Annotated in this window: 16 protein-coding genes and 1 riboswitch; of the genes, 8 read left to right on the top strand and 8 right to left on the bottom strand. The window is 72.0% G+C overall.

The window, feature by feature from the left end:
• Positions 1-80: 80 nt before the first annotated feature.
• A complete protein-coding gene (locus RLT58_RS02440) occupies positions 81-923 on the top strand; it encodes a TIGR02452 family protein (protein WP_311308688.1) in 843 nt (280 codons plus the stop codon).
• A gap of 113 nt (positions 924-1036) precedes the next feature.
• Here the strand turns inward: RLT58_RS02440 and RLT58_RS02435 are convergent, their stop codons facing one another.
• Positions 1037-1504 carry a type II toxin-antitoxin system PemK/MazF family toxin gene (locus RLT58_RS02435; RefSeq protein ID WP_311308687.1) on the bottom strand — a complete coding sequence of 156 codons (468 nt, stop codon included), beginning with the start codon at positions 1502-1504 and terminating at the stop codon, positions 1037-1039.
• Between the two features lie 109 nt (positions 1505-1613).
• Between RLT58_RS02435 and RLT58_RS02430 the strand changes: the two genes are divergently transcribed.
• Both RLT58_RS02430 and RLT58_RS02425 read left to right on the top strand, forming a co-directional pair.
• A complete protein-coding gene (locus tag RLT58_RS02430) occupies positions 1614-2636 on the top strand; it encodes a LacI family DNA-binding transcriptional regulator (RefSeq protein ID WP_311308686.1) in 1023 nt (340 codons plus the stop codon).
• Between the two features lie 71 nt (positions 2637-2707).
• The gene (locus RLT58_RS02425) at positions 2708-3076 is read left to right on the top strand and encodes a hypothetical protein (RefSeq protein ID WP_311308685.1); all 369 of its coding nucleotides are present in this window, start codon (positions 2708-2710) and stop codon (positions 3074-3076) included.
• 72 nt (positions 3077-3148) lie between these two features.
• Here the strand turns inward: RLT58_RS02425 and trxA are convergent, their stop codons facing one another.
• Positions 3149-3532, bottom strand: a complete 384-nt coding sequence (gene trxA / locus RLT58_RS02420; protein ID WP_311308684.1) for a thioredoxin — start codon at positions 3530-3532, stop codon at positions 3149-3151.
• A 115-nt stretch (positions 3533-3647) separates the two neighbouring features.
• Between trxA and RLT58_RS02415 the strand changes: the two genes are divergently transcribed.
• Positions 3648-5087: a dihydrolipoyl dehydrogenase family protein gene (locus RLT58_RS02415; protein ID WP_311308683.1), complete on the top strand. Its 1440-nt coding sequence runs from the start codon at positions 3648-3650 to the stop codon at positions 5085-5087.
• Positions 5088-5160: 73 nt separating this feature from the next.
• On the opposite strand, the gene RLT58_RS02410 is transcribed toward RLT58_RS02415, so the two are convergent.
• Positions 5161-6060 carry a glycoside hydrolase family 16 protein gene (locus tag RLT58_RS02410; protein WP_399130759.1) on the bottom strand — a complete coding sequence of 300 codons (900 nt, stop codon included), beginning with the start codon at positions 6058-6060 and terminating at the stop codon, positions 5161-5163.
• A gap of 198 nt (positions 6061-6258) precedes the next feature.
• A complete protein-coding gene (locus RLT58_RS02405; protein ID WP_311308682.1) occupies positions 6259-6843 on the bottom strand; it encodes a histidine phosphatase family protein in 585 nt (194 codons plus the stop codon).
• Between the two features lie 137 nt (positions 6844-6980).
• Positions 6981-7047, top strand: a riboswitch (cobalamin riboswitch).
• 59 nt (positions 7048-7106) lie between these two features.
• Here RLT58_RS02405 and RLT58_RS02400 point away from each other — a divergent pair.
• A complete protein-coding gene (locus RLT58_RS02400) occupies positions 7107-7322 on the top strand; it encodes a CbtB domain-containing protein (protein ID WP_311308681.1) in 216 nt (71 codons plus the stop codon).
• 28 nt (positions 7323-7350) lie between these two features.
• On the top strand, positions 7351-8124 hold the full coding sequence (locus RLT58_RS02395; protein ID WP_311308680.1) for a CbtA family protein: 774 nt from the start codon (positions 7351-7353) through the stop codon (positions 8122-8124).
• Between the two features lie 73 nt (positions 8125-8197).
• Here the strand turns inward: RLT58_RS02395 and RLT58_RS02390 are convergent, their stop codons facing one another.
• Both RLT58_RS02390 and RLT58_RS02385 read right to left on the bottom strand, forming a co-directional pair.
• Positions 8198-8740, bottom strand: coding sequence for a GNAT family N-acetyltransferase (locus RLT58_RS02390; RefSeq protein ID WP_311308679.1), 543 nt, complete (start codon positions 8738-8740; stop codon positions 8198-8200).
• 116 nt (positions 8741-8856) lie between these two features.
• On the bottom strand, positions 8857-9264 hold the full coding sequence (locus tag RLT58_RS02385; RefSeq protein ID WP_311308678.1) for a tetratricopeptide repeat protein: 408 nt from the start codon (positions 9262-9264) through the stop codon (positions 8857-8859).
• A gap of 143 nt (positions 9265-9407) precedes the next feature.
• Between RLT58_RS02385 and RLT58_RS02380 the strand changes: the two genes are divergently transcribed.
• On the top strand, positions 9408-10373 hold the full coding sequence (locus tag RLT58_RS02380; RefSeq protein ID WP_311308677.1) for a pirin family protein: 966 nt from the start codon (positions 9408-9410) through the stop codon (positions 10371-10373).
• 34 nt (positions 10374-10407) lie between these two features.
• Here the strand turns inward: RLT58_RS02380 and RLT58_RS02375 are convergent, their stop codons facing one another.
• On the bottom strand, positions 10408-11880 hold the full coding sequence (locus tag RLT58_RS02375) for an MDR family MFS transporter (RefSeq protein ID WP_311308676.1): 1473 nt from the start codon (positions 11878-11880) through the stop codon (positions 10408-10410).
• A gap of 98 nt (positions 11881-11978) precedes the next feature.
• On the opposite strand from RLT58_RS02375, the gene RLT58_RS02370 reads away from it, so the two are divergent.
• Positions 11979-12548 carry a TetR/AcrR family transcriptional regulator gene (locus tag RLT58_RS02370; protein ID WP_311308675.1) on the top strand — a complete coding sequence of 190 codons (570 nt, stop codon included), beginning with the start codon at positions 11979-11981 and terminating at the stop codon, positions 12546-12548.
• A 17-nt stretch (positions 12549-12565) separates the two neighbouring features.
• On the opposite strand, the gene RLT58_RS02365 is transcribed toward RLT58_RS02370, so the two are convergent.
• Entirely contained in the window at positions 12566-13447 is an 882-nt protein-coding gene (locus RLT58_RS02365) for an NmrA/HSCARG family protein (protein WP_311308674.1), read from the bottom strand.
• Positions 13448-13453: the final 6 nt, after the last annotated feature.

Here is a 13453-nt window from a genome sequence, read left to right as displayed (position 1 = left end):
CCTGTGCGCCGGGAATTCGGTTGCGTCCCCTGCGGGGGAGCGTCGATCATGCCCCGTATGCACCATAAGGGGGAGGCGCGATGAGCGCCCGGCTGCGCGGCATCGCGCGCGAGACCGAATCGATCGTCGAGGCGGGTGTCTACCGCACCCCGCAGGGCCGCGAGGTCAGCATCGAACGGGCCCTGACCGCCGCCCTCTCGGGTACCAGGCTGTACGGTCCCGAGCCGGTGCCCGTCGCGGCGCTGGACCGGGACCGGGCCACGGTCATCGAGGTCACCGGCGAGAGCAGCCTGCAGGCCGCCGCCCGGATGACCGGGGAGGGGCCGGGCAGGGTGGCCGTCCTGAACTACGCCTCGGCCCGCAACCCCGGCGGCGGCTACCTCAACGGGGCGCAGGCGCAGGAGGAGGCGCTGTGCCGGGGCTCCGCGCTCTACGCCACGCTGCTGCGCGCTCCCGAGTACTACGCGCACCACCGGGCCGAACGCAGCGCGTTCTACAGCGACCGGGTCATCCACTCACCGGGTGTCCCGGTCTTCCGCGACGACCGGGGCCGGCTGCTCGACACCCCGTACACGGCCGGATTCCTCACCTCGCCCGCACCCAACGCGGGGGTGATCCGCCGCAGCAGCCCGCAGGAGGCCCACCGCATCCCCGCCGCCCTCGCCGCCCGTGCCGAACGGGTGCTGGAGGTCGCGGCGGTACGCGGCTACCGCAGGCTGGTGCTCGGAGCCTGGGGGTGCGGGGTGTTCGCCAACGACCCGGCCGAAGTGGCGGGCGTGTTCCACGCCCTGCTCACCGGCGACGGACGGTTCGCCGGCCACTTCGAGGAGATCGTCTTCGGCATTCTCGCCCGGGGCGAGGACGCGCCCACCAGGACGGCCTTCGCCCGGGTGTTCGCCAAAAGCGCCCCACCCCCACCCTGACGTTGAGCCATAGGGCTGGACCTCGTCCGGTACGCCCGGACTGGGCCGTTCGGGTCGGCGGCCCGCCCCGGCGGCACGGGAACACCCGTGGCCGGGACCGGCCCCGGCCGCCGTCAGCGCCAGCCGTAGAGCTCCCGCAGCCGCCCCACGACCAGGTCGAACCTGTCCCGGTCCAGGGCGCACGCCTCGCGCCGCATCCCGTCCTCGTGCACCCGCAGCACCCGGTCCAGGTCGACCCAGGACGGCCGGCCGGAGCTGTCCCAGGGGCCCGCGCCCAGCGCCACCCACTCCCGGTCGCGGTCGTGCTGCTTGCTGGAGAGCTGCACCGCCAGCAGCGTGCCCGCCGCCTCGCGCGCGACCACGAGCACCGGACGGTCCTTGCCCCGCCCGTCGTTCTCCTCGAACGGCACCCAGGTCCAGACGATCTCGCCGGGGTCGGGGTCGCCGTCCCGGTCGGGCGCGTAGGAGGTGCGGACCGGGCCCACCTCGTGCGGTTCGGCCTGGGCGGTGGCGGTGGGACCGGTACGGCCGGGGAAGTCGGCCGGCCCGTCATGGCTGTCGGTGCGGTGCTGGATGGTCATCGCAACACCGTAGGACCTCGGCCGCCGTCCGCGTGGAGCGGGGCGGCCGAACGGTTGTGAGCCCCGGAGCGTTTCCCCGTCACACAGGTCTGGGAGACTGCCCGACGCCATGAGCCAGTTACCCGAGCAGAACTCCGAAGGCCCCGTCCCCACCAGCGCCGATGTGGCGCGGCTGGCCGGCGTCTCCCGGGCCACCGTGTCCTATGTACTCAACAACAACGCGGAGGTACGGATCAGCGATCCGACCCGCCGCCGGGTGCGGGAGGCCGCCGCCGAACTCGGTTACGTACCGCACGCGGCGGCCCGGAGCCTGCGCGCGGGACACTCCCGCATGGTGCTGCTGCCCACGGGAAACGTGCCCGCCGGCCCCCTGCACCTGCGCTTCCTGCGCGAACTGGAGTCGGGCCTGCGGCGCCTGGACTACACGGTCGTCCAGTACGGCTCGCTCGGCCTCGACGCCGACGACGCCGCCCGCGCCTGGGCCGAACTGCGGCCCGTCGCCGTCATCGTGCCGGGTTCCGTCCCCCTCACCCCGCAGGGCATAGCCGTGCTCCGGCGCTCCGGGGCCAAGGCGGTGATCACCCTCGGGCCCGAACCGGTGGAGGGCGCCCACGCCCTGATCATGGATCAGCGCGAGGTCGGCGGCTGCGCCGTCCGCCATCTCCTGGAACGCGGCAGGCGCCGCATCGGCGTGGTGATGCCCGAGGAACCGGGCCCCGCCCTGTTCGCGGCCCCGCGCCTGACCGGCGCCCGGCAGGCCGCCACGGCCTTCGGAGCCCTGATCGAGCCGCTTCCGCTGCGCTACGACGAGGAGTCGGCCGCCGCCCTCGCCGCCCGCTGGCCCGCGCTCGCCCTCGACGCCGTCTTCGCCCACGACGACAGCTACGCGATGCTTCTGATGCGGGCCCTGAAGGACGCGGGCATCGACATGCCGGCCGCGACCGCCGTGGTGGGGGCGGACGACTCCATGCTCGGCAGACTGCTCAGACCCCGGCTCAGCAGCGTACGGATGGAACTGGCGACGGTGGAGCCGCTGGCCGATCTGGTGGACCGCCTGGTGCAGCACCCAAGGACGCAACCCGAGCGCCACGACCTGCTGCGGGCGCGGGCCGTGCCCCGGGAGTCGAGCTGAGCGGGCGGGAGGCGCCGGTGCGTCGGCGCGGCAAGGTGCGGGGCGGACGGCCCGTGCTTAGCGTCGGGACCATGAGCCATCCGCAGCGTTACGAGATCCTCCTGGTCCCCGAGTACACGGAAGCCCGGGGCACCGGCCCCGGTGGCTCCGACGCCGCCGGCGCGACGGAATCCGGAGCCTCGGAACCGGGCGCCGGGGGTTCGTCCGTCAAGGGATCGACCGCCAGGGACTCCGACGGGCGGGGGCGCGGGGCGGCCATCCGTTCGGCGGTCGTGACCGCGACGGGCGACACCGGCGAGAGCGGCTACCCCCGTTACGAGGGCGACGGCATGGTGGCGGACATCGACCCCGACACCCAGACCGTCGAGGCCCTGCTCGTCGACGGCTCGGAACTCGGCTACGGACTCTCGGTCCGGATCTCCCGGAACACGGACGGCTGAGGCCGCCCGGCCCCGGGCGCCGGGACCGGGCGGCCCCGGCGCCGCGCGAATGAACGAGTAGGCGGGAGCCGCCTACTGCTGCCCTTCCGGGCTGCCCTTCTGCTCGTTCTCGATGGACTTGCGGACCTCGTCCATGTCCAGCTTCCTGGCCTGGCCGATGACGTCCTCCAGCGCGGCCTCCGGCAGTGCGCCGGGCTGCGAGAAGACCGCCACGTTGTCCCGGACGATCATCAGGGTCGGAATCGACCGGATCTCGAAGGCCGCCGCCAGCTCCTGCTGCGCCTCCGTGTCGACCTTGGCGAAGACCAGGTCCTCATGACGCTCGGAGGCCGAGTCGTAGACCGGGGCGAACTGCCGGCACGGGCCGCACCAGGAAGCCCAGAAGTCGATCAGGACGAAATCGTTCTCGCTGACGACCTGATCGAAGTTTTCCTTGGTGAGCTCTACGGTGCTCATGTTCTGCTACCTCTTCCTGTGCCCGATCGGACGTGTCCGGGACAACGGTGCCCGTGCTTGCGCTATTCCGCCTGCCCATGTGGCCGCAGCCCACACCCATGACCAAAATGGGCCCATGACACATGCTGTGGAGCCTGTCGCGTACGACGTCGTGGTCATCGGTGCAGGTCCGGTGGGTGAGAATGTGGCGGACCGGACCCGGGCCGCCGGGCTGAGCACCGCGATCGTGGAGTCCGAGCTGATCGGCGGCGAGTGTTCGTACTGGGCGTGCATGCCGAGCAAGGCACTGCTGCGCCCCGTCGTCGCCCGTGCCGACGCCCGCCGCGTCCCCGGTCTGAGCGCATCCGTCCAGGGACCGCTGGACACCGCCGCGGTCCTCGCCCACCGCGACGACTATGCCTCGCACTGGAAGGACGACGGCCAGGTCGCCTGGATCGAGGGGATCGGCGCGGACATCTACCGGGGCCACGGCCGGCTGACCGGTACGAAGGCGGTCACCGTCACGGCCCCCGACGGTACGGAACACCGGCTCACCGCCCGGCACGCCGTCGCCGTCTGCACGGGCAGCCGGGCCGTGGTGCCCGACCTGCCCGGCATCGCGACCGCCCGTCCCTGGACCAGCCGGGAGGCGACGAGCGCCAAGGAGGTGCCCGGCCGGCTGATCGTCGTCGGCGGGGGAGTCGTCGGCGTGGAGATGGCCACCGTCTGGGGCGCCCTGGGCTCCGAGGTCACCCTGCTGGTACGCGGCAAGGGGCTGCTGCCCAAGATGGAACCCTTCGCCGGTGAACTGATCGCGGAAGCCCTGACCGAGGCGGGGGCCGGCATCCGTACGGGCGTCTCGGCCACCTCCGTACGGCGTGCGGCCCCGGACGGGCCGGTCACCGCGGAACTGGACAACGGCGAGAGCATCGAGGCCGACGAGATCCTCTTCGCCACCGGCCGCGCCCCGCGCACCGACGACCTGGGCCTGGAGACGGTGGGACTGGAGCCCGGCTCATGGCTCACGGTCGACGACAGCTGCCGGGTCGAGGGCTCGACCTGGCTCTACGCCGTCGGCGACGTGAACCACCGGGCGCTCCTGACCCACCAGGGCAAGTACCAGGCGCGCATCGCCGGGGCCGCCATCGCCGCCCGCGCGGAGGACGTGCCGCTGCTGGAGACCGACCCCTGGGGAGCCCACGCCGCGACCACGGACCACGCGGCCGTCCCGCAGGTCGTCTTCACCGACCCGGAGGCCGCGTCGGTGGGCCTCACCCTCGCCGAGGCGGAGCGGGCGGGCCACCGGGTCCGCGCGGTCGACTACGACCTCGCGTCGGTGGCGGGCGCCGGCCTCTACGCGGACGGCTACCGGGGCCGCGCGCGCATGATCGTCGACCTGGACCGGGAGATCCTGCTGGGTGTCACCTTCGTCGGCCCCGGCATCGGCGAACTGCTGCACTCGGCGACGGTCGCGGTCGCGGCCGAGGTCCCCGTCGACCGGCTCTGGCACGCGGTCCCGGCGTACCCGACGATCAGCGAGATCTGGCTGCGGCTGCTGGAGGCGTACCGGGGCTGAGCACGCACGGCGGCTCCCGGACCGGCCTGTCCGTCAGGTGCGGTCGGTCCGGGAGCCGCCGGTTCGGCCGGGGTCAGGCGGGCGGTGCGACGTCGCTGGTGGTGACGTGGACGTGGTCGACGACGAGTTCCTGGGGGAAGGTCGTGTTCCCGTCCGGGTTGCCGGGCCAGTCCCCGCCGACCGCGAGGTTGAGGATGAGGAAGAAGGGCTTGTTGAAGACCCACGGGTTGCCGCCGGTGTCGGCGGGCGTGCGGTGCTGGTAGACGTTGCCGTCCACCGACCAGGTCACGGAGTCGGGGGCCCAGTCGACGGCGAAGGTGTGGAAGTCGTCGGCGAAGGCCTGGCCGTCCGGGAGGGTGTAGCCCGCGCCGATGCCGGCGGCGCCCGAGTAACCGGGGCCGTGCAGGGTGCCGTGGACCGTGGACGGCTCGAAGCCGACGTTCTCCATGACGTCGATCTCACCGGAGTTGGGCCAGCCGACCTGCCCGATGTCGTCGCCGAGCATCCAGAATGCGGGCCACATCCCCTGACCGCGCGGGATCTTCATCCGCGCCTCGACGTGCCCGTAGGTGGAGGTGAACTTGCCCGAGGTGTTGAGCCGGGCCGAGGTGTACTCGCAGGTCCCGTACCAGCACTGGTAGTTGTTCGGGTTCTCCTTGCGGGCGGTGATGACCAGATGGCCCTGGCCGTCGAGCGCGGCGTTGCTGTTGCCCGCCGTGTAGTACTGCCCCTCGTGGTTGTTGACGTTGTCGCCGGTCTCGATCTGCCACTTGCCGCCGTCCACGGCGGAACCGGCTGGTCCGTCGAAGTCATCGGTGAACGTCGCGGCAGCCGCGACGGAGCCCTGCGCTGCCGGGGCCGCCGCGTCGAACGGCTGGGGGGCGCCGGACGCGAGTCCGGAGGTGGTGGCGACCAGGGCGAGTACGGAGAGCGCTGGGACCAGGAGACGCCTGGTCAGGTGGGGGGAACTCATGAGATTTCCTTCCCGTGCGGGATGGAGGACATGCGATTCGCCATGCATATGACAAGTGGGGGCACGGCCATCGCGTGGGGGGGATGATGGGGCCTTAGCTCACTACGTGATTTAAGAAGTGAACCATCTGGGTGTCAAGACTCCGGTACGGACCACAGTTCTTGCACATGCTCCGCGCGGTGGTCGCGCGTACGTGACTCAGCGGGCCGGCTCAGGGGCGAGCGGCCGGCCGCAGCGCAGGTTCCACCGTCCCGACCTGCCGCTGAGCTCCGTCAGGGCCAGCGGTGCGACATCGAGCCGCCAGAACGCCTGCGGCGGGAGGGTCAGCGCGTGCACGACCGCCGCCCGCACCAGAGCCGGTTCGGCCACGGCCAGCACCCGCCCGCCGTCGTCGTCCCCCAGCGAGTCGAGCCAGGCGCCCGCCCGCGCGCACAGACCGAGCAGCGACTCGCCCCCGTGCGGGGCGCCGGCGGGATCCGCCAGCCAGGCCGCGACCGCCTCCGGCTCGCTCGCCCCGATCTCGTCCAGCCGCGCACCGGCCCACCGGCCCAACTCCCAGTCACGCAGGGCGTGCTCGGCCGTGGACCGGAGCCCGAGCGCGTCGGCCGTCAGGGTGCACCGCACCGACGGGCCGTGCCGGAACCGGTCCGCGGCGGGCACCCGCTCGGCGGCGGACCGGGTCTGCCGGAGCCCCGATGCGTCGAGGGGCGCGTCACCCGCGAACCGCGCCTCGCGCAGCGCGGCGTTCATCGCCGGTGAGATCAACATCACCCGTACCGTCATGACCGCTCTCAACTCCCTGAACTGTGGCCACTTGGCCAAGCACACCATGGCATCCGTGCTCCCCGGCCCCTCCGATGGCACCATGGCGGGCCCCGCTTCCAGGCGGTATGGTCGCGACGACATGACGACGGTGTGACGGAAGCCCGGTGAGAATCCGGCACGGTCGCGCCACTGTGAACCCGTATCCCTGCGGGGAAGTCAGACCCAGCACCTTCGTCTCAGGCACCACGATCGGGACGCGTGTTCCCACAGGAGGTACTGCCATGGCACAGTCTGCTGCCCCCGCCACCGGCGCACCCGCCATCACCCCCATCTCGCTGAAGGCCATTGCCCCCTGGGCGGTCTTCTTCGGCATCGTCATGCTGATCCTGCTGTACTTCGTCGGCGCCGAGCAGGGCGCCACCGCGCTCATCTCGGGCGAAGGCGTGCACGAGTGGGTCCACGACGGCCGCCACCTCCTCGGTTTCCCCTGCCACTGACCTACCGCCTGATCCAGGGGAATCCCTCATGAACTCCATATCTGTCAGAGCTCTGCTGGTCCGCGGCATGCTGGCCGGGCTCGTCGCGGGTGCGCTCGCACTCGTCGTCGCCTACTTCCTCGGTGAGTCCCGCGTGGACGCGGCCATCGCCCTCGAAGAGGCGCACAGCCACGACCACGGCGGCGGCGAGGAACTCGTCAGCCGCACGATGCAGTCCACCGCCGGCCTCGCCACCGGTGTGCTCGTCTTCGGTGTGGCCGTCGGCGGTATCGCGGCCCTCGTCTTCTGCTACGCCCTGGGCCGGATGGGCCGGTTCGGCCCTCGGGCCACGGCGGCGCTGATCGCGGGCGCGGCGTTGCTCACCGTGTATGTCGTGCCGTTCCTGAAGTACCCGGCCAACCCGCCGGCCGTCGGCAACCCCGACACCATCGGCAAACGCACCACGCTGTTCTTCCTGATGGTCGCCCTCAGCGTGCTGCTGGCCGTCGCCGCCGTCATCCTCGGCAAGCGGCTCGCCCCCCGCCTGGGCGCCTGGAACGCGACGATCGCCGCGGCGGCCGGCTATGTGCTGGTAATCGGCCTGGCCTACGCCTTCCTGCCGTCGTTCAACGAGGTCGGCAAGGACTTCCCGGCCACCCTGCTGTGGCAGTTCCGGCTGGCCACGCTCGCGGTCCAGTTCACCCTCTGGACCACCTTCGGCCTCGTCTTCGGCTACCTCACCGAACGCCTGCTGGTGCCGAAGGCCGACGCGGTCACGGCGGGCAGCGGCAAGGCGAGCCGGACGGCGGCCGCCGTCGGCTGACGCCCGCGCGACGCGGAGCGTCGCCCCCACTGTCGGAGCCCGCCGGAATCACCGGCGGGCTCCGCCCGTTGTGTCACTCCGCCCCGGCCTGCGCACCCTCCCAGTCGATCCGGTAGTGCCTCAGCAGCGCGTCCTCCTTCACGAAGCGCATGCCCGCCGCCGTCATGACGTGCTGGGACGCGAGGTTGTCGAGACCGGTGTCCCCGTGCACACCCGCGACGCCCTGTTCGCGGGCGAACAGCAACAGCGCACGCAGCGCCTCGGAGGCGTACCCCATGCCCTGCGCCGACGGCACGAGGCCGTAGCCGATCGTCACGTACCCGTTCGCGTCCGGCGCCCCGTGGAACCCCATCCCGCCGATGACGAGCCCGTCCTCGCGGCGCCGTATCTCGTACGAACAGAACGGTGTCGGGTCCTCCCGGGTCGCGCAGGTGTCGAGGAACCGCCCGGCCGCCCCGCGCTCACCGGGGGAGGGGTAGCCGGGGGCCCAGCGCGCACCCTCCGCCGGCGTGTTGTCCCGCACCCGCTCGGCGTCGGCGGGACCGAGCGGACGCAGGAGCAGGCGCGGGGTCTCCACGTGATCCGAGAGCAGGTCATCCGTGTACAGGTCATCCATGGACCAGTGGAGTATCACGGCGTGCGAACGGGCCGCACCTGGATATGAAGGGACCGTACCTGGATGTGAACGGGCCGCACCCGGATGCCCGGGTGCGGCCCGGCGGCGCCGGCAAGTTACGCCTCCGCCGCCCGACGCAGGCGCAACTCCCCCACGTCCTGGGCGCTGCCGGCGACCGGTTCCGGGCCGAAGTCCCCGGACAGGGCTGCCGCCATCCGCAGCTGCGTGCCGGCCTCGGTGCCGCGCCCCTGCCGCTCCAGCGTCCGGCCGAGCATCAGCCGCGCGTACTGCTCCACGGGGTCGCGCTCCAGCACGGCCCGCAGCTGCGTCTCGGCCCGTCCGAGCTGCGCCGAGTGGTAGTAGGCGCGGGCCAGCAGCAGCCGGGGCGCGACCTGCTCCGGCACTTCCTCGACCAGCCCGCGCAGAATCCGGGCCGCGGTCATGTACTCCTTCGCCTCGAAGAAGAACCGCGCCCGCTCCCAGCGCTCGGCCGCGGTGCCGAACTCGTAGTAGCTGTCGCTCATGTGACCTCCTCGGCCATGGGTGCTCGCGGGGCCGTTCCCGTTAGCCGTCAGCTGCCACAACAGCCAGAGATGGTTTAACATTCCACTAAATATTCGGCGTGGGCACCGCCCGCCCGCACCCGCACCGGAATAGGTTGAGCGCCATGAGCAATCTCGATCGCCAGGCCGTGCCCTCCGTCTGCGGAGGCCGGGGCTTCGTCGTCGCCGAACCGGTACGAGAACTCCTCACCCCGCGCCGCGTCCGGCTCGGCGAGTCCACCGAGGTCCGCCGGCTGCTGCCCAACCTGGGCCGCCGGATGGTCGGCGCCTGGGCCTTCGTCGACCACTACGGCCCCGACGACATCGCCGACGAGCCGGGGATGCAGGTGCCGCCGCACCCCCACATGGGCCTGCAGACGGTCAGCTGGCTGCACGAGGGCGAGGTCCTGCACCGCGACAGCCTCGGCAGCCTCCAGACGGTCCGCCCGCGCGAACTGGGCCTGATGACCTCGGGCCGGGCGATCAGCCACTCCGAGGAGAGCCCGAAGCGGCACGCCGCGCTGTTGCACGGGGCCCAGCTCTGGGTCGCCCTGCCCGACGCGCACCGCTCCGTCGAGCCGCACTTCCAGCACCACAGCGACCTCCCCGCCGTCACCGCCCCCGGCCTCACGGCCACGGTGATCCTCGGCGAACTGGACGGCGCCGCCTCACCCGGCACCGCCTACACCCCGATCGTCGGCGCGGACCTCACCCTGTCCCGCGGCGCCGGGGCCCGCCTCCCGCTGGACCCCGACTTCGAGTACGCCGTGCTCTCGATGTCCGGCGAGGCCGAGGTGGACGGCGTGCCGGTCCTCCCGGGCTCGATGCTCTACCTCGGCTGCGGCCGCACGGAACTGCCGCTGCGCGCCGAGTCGGACGCCGGTCTGATGCTCCTGGGCGGCGAGCCGTTCGAGGAGGAGATCGTGATGTGGTGGAACTTCGTGGGCCGGACCCAGGAGGAGATCCGCCAGGCCCGCGAGGACTGGATGAACGGCGAACGCTTCGGCACCGTACGCGGCTACGACGGAGCGCCCCTTCCGGCCCCGGCGCTGCCGGACGTCCCGCTGAAGCCGCGTGGGCGGGTGCGCTGAGGCGGGGATCCCCGGGGGCCGAGGCCCCGGTGGTTCAGGCGTCCGTGGGCTGATCGGCCGGGGCGACTTCCCGGATCTGTGGTTCCGGGTCCGGCTTGCCCGGCAGCAGGAGGCAGAGCGGGATGGCCGCGGTGGTGAAGGCCGCGGCCCACCAGAAGGCGTTGCCGAACCCCGCGGCGAGGTCGGTGGGGGTGCGGGCCCCGGCGGAGGTGCGCTGGAGGATCACGGCCAGGAGTGCGGTGCCTGCGGAGCCGCCGATCTGCTGGGCCATGCGGCCGATGCCGGAGCCCTGGGGGATTTCGTGGGGTTCGAGGCCGATGAAGGCGGCACCCATGATGGCGATCATGGCGGCCCCCAGGCCGATGCCGCGGACGAACAGCACGGCCATCAGCATGACGTTGCCGGTGGAGGCGGTGACGAAGCCGAACGGCACGGTGGCCGCGCAGGTGACGACGAAGGCGATGACGGCGACCGGGCGGGCGCCGAAACGGTCCATGTACCGGCCGGCGAGCGAGCGGGAGATCAGGGTGCCCAGGCCCTGCGGGATGAGCAGGAGGGCGGCGCCCAGGGCGGATTCGCCCCGGACCTGCTGCCAGTACAGGGGGAGCAGCAGCATCGTTCCGTAGAGGGCGGCGCCGGACAGGAAGACCAGGACCGACGAGGAGGCCAGCGCGCGGTGGCGGAAGAGCCTGATGTCGATCAGGGCGTCCGGACCGCGACGCAGTGCCCAGGCCAGGTAGCCGAGCAGCAGGGCGAGGCCGGCGGCCAGGGGCAGCCACACCTTGGGGCCGGTGAAGCCGTCGGATCCGCTGAGCCGGGTCAGGCCGTAGAGGGCGGCGGCGATTCCGGGCGAGAGCAGGAGCATGCCGACGACGTCCAGGCGCGGGCGGGGAGCGGGCCGGTCCTCGGGCAGGTTGCGGGCGGCGAGCCAGGCGCCGACAACGCAGAAGGGCACGTTGAACAGGAAGATCCAGCGCCAGTCGCCCAGGTGCAGGATGACGCCGCCGATGACCGGGCCGATGACAGGCCCCAGTGCGGTGGGCACGGTGATCAGGGACATCACCTTGCCGATGTTGCGGCCCTTGGCGGCCTGCATGACCAGGGTGGTCATCAGCACCATCATGATGCCGCCGCCGAAGCCCTGGACCACCCGGAAGGCGATCAGGGTGGCGACGTTCCAGGCCGAGGCGCACAGCAGTGAGCCGATGAGGAACAGGCCCAGGGCCGCGATCCACAGGCGCTTGCCGCCCAGAGCCGCTTGGAGCCATCCGACCGCCGGCATCACGGTGGCCAGGGCCAGCAGGTAGGCGGTGCTCACCCACTGGATGGTGGAGATCGGGGCGTGCAGCTGCCCGGAGAGGCTGTCGATGGCGACACTCATGATCGTGGTGTCGAAGATGACGGCCAGCGCGCCGATGGTCAGGGTGTACGTCAGGCGGCGCAGGGCCGGGTCGACGCGGTCGGGGGCCGTGGCGGGGGATGGCGGCTTGGCACCGTCGGCGTTCATCAACGCCTCCTAGGATAGGAATGTCTATCTTACGAGGCCCAGGCTAAGCCGCTAGAGTTAGATAGGCAAATCTATCTAATCTTTCGAGGGGAGTACGCATGGCCGAGCGACGGCGCGGAGCGGCACTGGAGACGGCGCTGCTCGACGCGGCATGGGACGAACTCGCGGACCACGGCTACGCCAGGTTCACCGTGGACGCCGTCGTCAAGCGGGCGGGTACCAGCCCGCCTGTCCTGTACCGCCGCTGGTCGGACCGTGACGAACTGGTCCGCGCCGCCATCGCCCACACCCTGCGCAAGCACGTCCTCGACGTCCCGGACACCGGAAGCCTGCGGGAGGACGTCCTGAGCCTCATGCGGGAGATCAATGCCACCCGTCTCCCGCTCGTCACCGCGGTCAGCGCGTACCTGGCCGACTACCACCAGCAGACCGGAACCAACCCCGGCGACCTGGCCGACCCCTCCGCCACCGGGCGCAAGGAAGCCGTCGACGCGCTCTTCGACCGGGCCGCCGGCCGCGGTGAGATCAGCCCCGAACACCTCACCGACCGCATCAAGGCCCTTCCCTTCGATCTGCTGCGCCATGAATTCCTGACGACCTTCGCCCCCGCGCCCGACCACGTCCTCGAAGAGATCGTCGACACGATCCTCCTTCCCCTGGTGCGCTGAGCGGGGCGGTCTGCGCGTCAGCCGGAGGGGGTCGGCTCCGCAGGCGCTGACCAGTGATGGCGCGCCCATGTGGCCAGCGTGATCAGCTCGGGGTGGTCTGCGCGCAGGGTTGCCACATCGGCGCGGAAGCCCACGGTGTTGAACCAGTCGAACATGGCGGCCATCTCCTCGCTGTAGGCGCGGATCTGCTCGATCGGCTGCGAGTGGAACCGGACCGGGCGGCCTGCGGCGCGGGCGAAGACCTCGGCCATCTCCGGGCCGGTCAGCTCGTCCGAGGCGATCTCCAGGGTGCGCCCCAGGTAGCCGGCCGGGTCGTCGAAGGCGTCGGCGGCGAAGGCTCCGATGTCGCCCGGGGTGATCATCTGCAGCTTCGTCCGAGGCTCCAGTGCCAGCGCGAGCACGAGTTCGCCGTCCTGCGGGCGGGGGCCGACGTGTTCGAAGTTGGTGATGAAGAACGTGGGCCGCAGGATCGTCGCCGGCAGGCCGAGCGCCGCGATGTGCCGTTCCACCTCGCCCTTGCTCGCGAAGTGCGCCACTCGGCCCGGGTTTCCCGCTCCGTCCACGGAGCTGTAGACGAAGTGGCTGACGCCGGCGCGGGCGGCGGCGTCAGCGACGGCCTTGCCCTGGCGCACTTCGCCGGCCTCGCCGTCCGGACCTTCGATGCTCTGCACGCTGAACACGCCGTAGGCCCCGTTCAGCGCCGCGTCCATCGAGGCCGCGTCGTCCAGGTCCCCCCGGACCAGAGCGGCGCCGGCCTCCTTCAGTTCCCGTGCCGCGGGCTTGCCCGGATCGCGGACCAGCGCGTGCACGTTCCAGCCCCGGGACAGCAGGGCGCGGGCGGTGGCGCCACCCTGCTGCCCCGTCGCACCGGTGACGACGACGGTCGGCTTTTCAGGCATCTCGGT

The sequence above is a fragment of the Streptomyces sp. ITFR-16 genome (assembly GCF_031844705.1).
In the GTDB taxonomy this organism is placed as follows: Bacteria; Actinomycetota; Actinomycetes; order Streptomycetales; family Streptomycetaceae; genus Streptomyces.
Note: the sequence above shows the minus strand (reverse complement) of the source record. Positions and strands in the feature narration are given on the sequence as shown.

Excerpts from the sequence above, each read along its gene's own strand:
- RLT58_RS02375 (WP_311308676.1), bottom strand. The coding sequence starts at position 11,880 with ATGAACGCCGACGGTGCCAAGCCGCCATCCCCCGCCACGGCCCCCGAC.
- RLT58_RS02415 (WP_311308683.1), top strand. The coding sequence starts at position 3,648 with ATGACACATGCTGTGGAGCCTGTCGCGTACGACGTCGTGGTCATCGGT.
- RLT58_RS02435 (WP_311308687.1), bottom strand. The coding sequence starts at position 1,504 with ATGACCATCCAGCACCGCACCGACAGCCATGACGGGCCGGCCGACTTC.
- RLT58_RS02380 (WP_311308677.1), top strand. The coding sequence starts at position 9,408 with ATGAGCAATCTCGATCGCCAGGCCGTGCCCTCCGTCTGCGGAGGCCGG.
- RLT58_RS02370 (WP_311308675.1), top strand. The coding sequence starts at position 11,979 with ATGGCCGAGCGACGGCGCGGAGCGGCACTGGAGACGGCGCTGCTCGAC.
- RLT58_RS02430 (WP_311308686.1), top strand. The coding sequence starts at position 1,614 with ATGAGCCAGTTACCCGAGCAGAACTCCGAAGGCCCCGTCCCCACCAGC.
- RLT58_RS02400 (WP_311308681.1), top strand. The coding sequence starts at position 7,107 with ATGGCACAGTCTGCTGCCCCCGCCACCGGCGCACCCGCCATCACCCCC.
- RLT58_RS02395 (WP_311308680.1), top strand. The coding sequence starts at position 7,351 with ATGAACTCCATATCTGTCAGAGCTCTGCTGGTCCGCGGCATGCTGGCC.
- RLT58_RS02405 (WP_311308682.1), bottom strand. The coding sequence starts at position 6,843 with ATGACGGTACGGGTGATGTTGATCTCACCGGCGATGAACGCCGCGCTG.
- RLT58_RS02385 (WP_311308678.1), bottom strand. The coding sequence starts at position 9,264 with ATGAGCGACAGCTACTACGAGTTCGGCACCGCGGCCGAGCGCTGGGAG.
- RLT58_RS02365 (WP_311308674.1), bottom strand. The coding sequence starts at position 13,447 with ATGCCTGAAAAGCCGACCGTCGTCGTCACCGGTGCGACGGGGCAGCAG.
- trxA (WP_311308684.1), bottom strand. The coding sequence starts at position 3,532 with ATGAGCACCGTAGAGCTCACCAAGGAAAACTTCGATCAGGTCGTCAGC.
- RLT58_RS02410 (WP_399130759.1), bottom strand. The coding sequence starts at position 6,060 with ATGAGTTCCCCCCACCTGACCAGGCGTCTCCTGGTCCCAGCGCTCTCC.
- RLT58_RS02390 (WP_311308679.1), bottom strand. The coding sequence starts at position 8,740 with ATGGATGACCTGTACACGGATGACCTGCTCTCGGATCACGTGGAGACC.
- RLT58_RS02425 (WP_311308685.1), top strand. The coding sequence starts at position 2,708 with ATGAGCCATCCGCAGCGTTACGAGATCCTCCTGGTCCCCGAGTACACG.
- RLT58_RS02440 (WP_311308688.1), top strand. The coding sequence starts at position 81 with ATGAGCGCCCGGCTGCGCGGCATCGCGCGCGAGACCGAATCGATCGTC.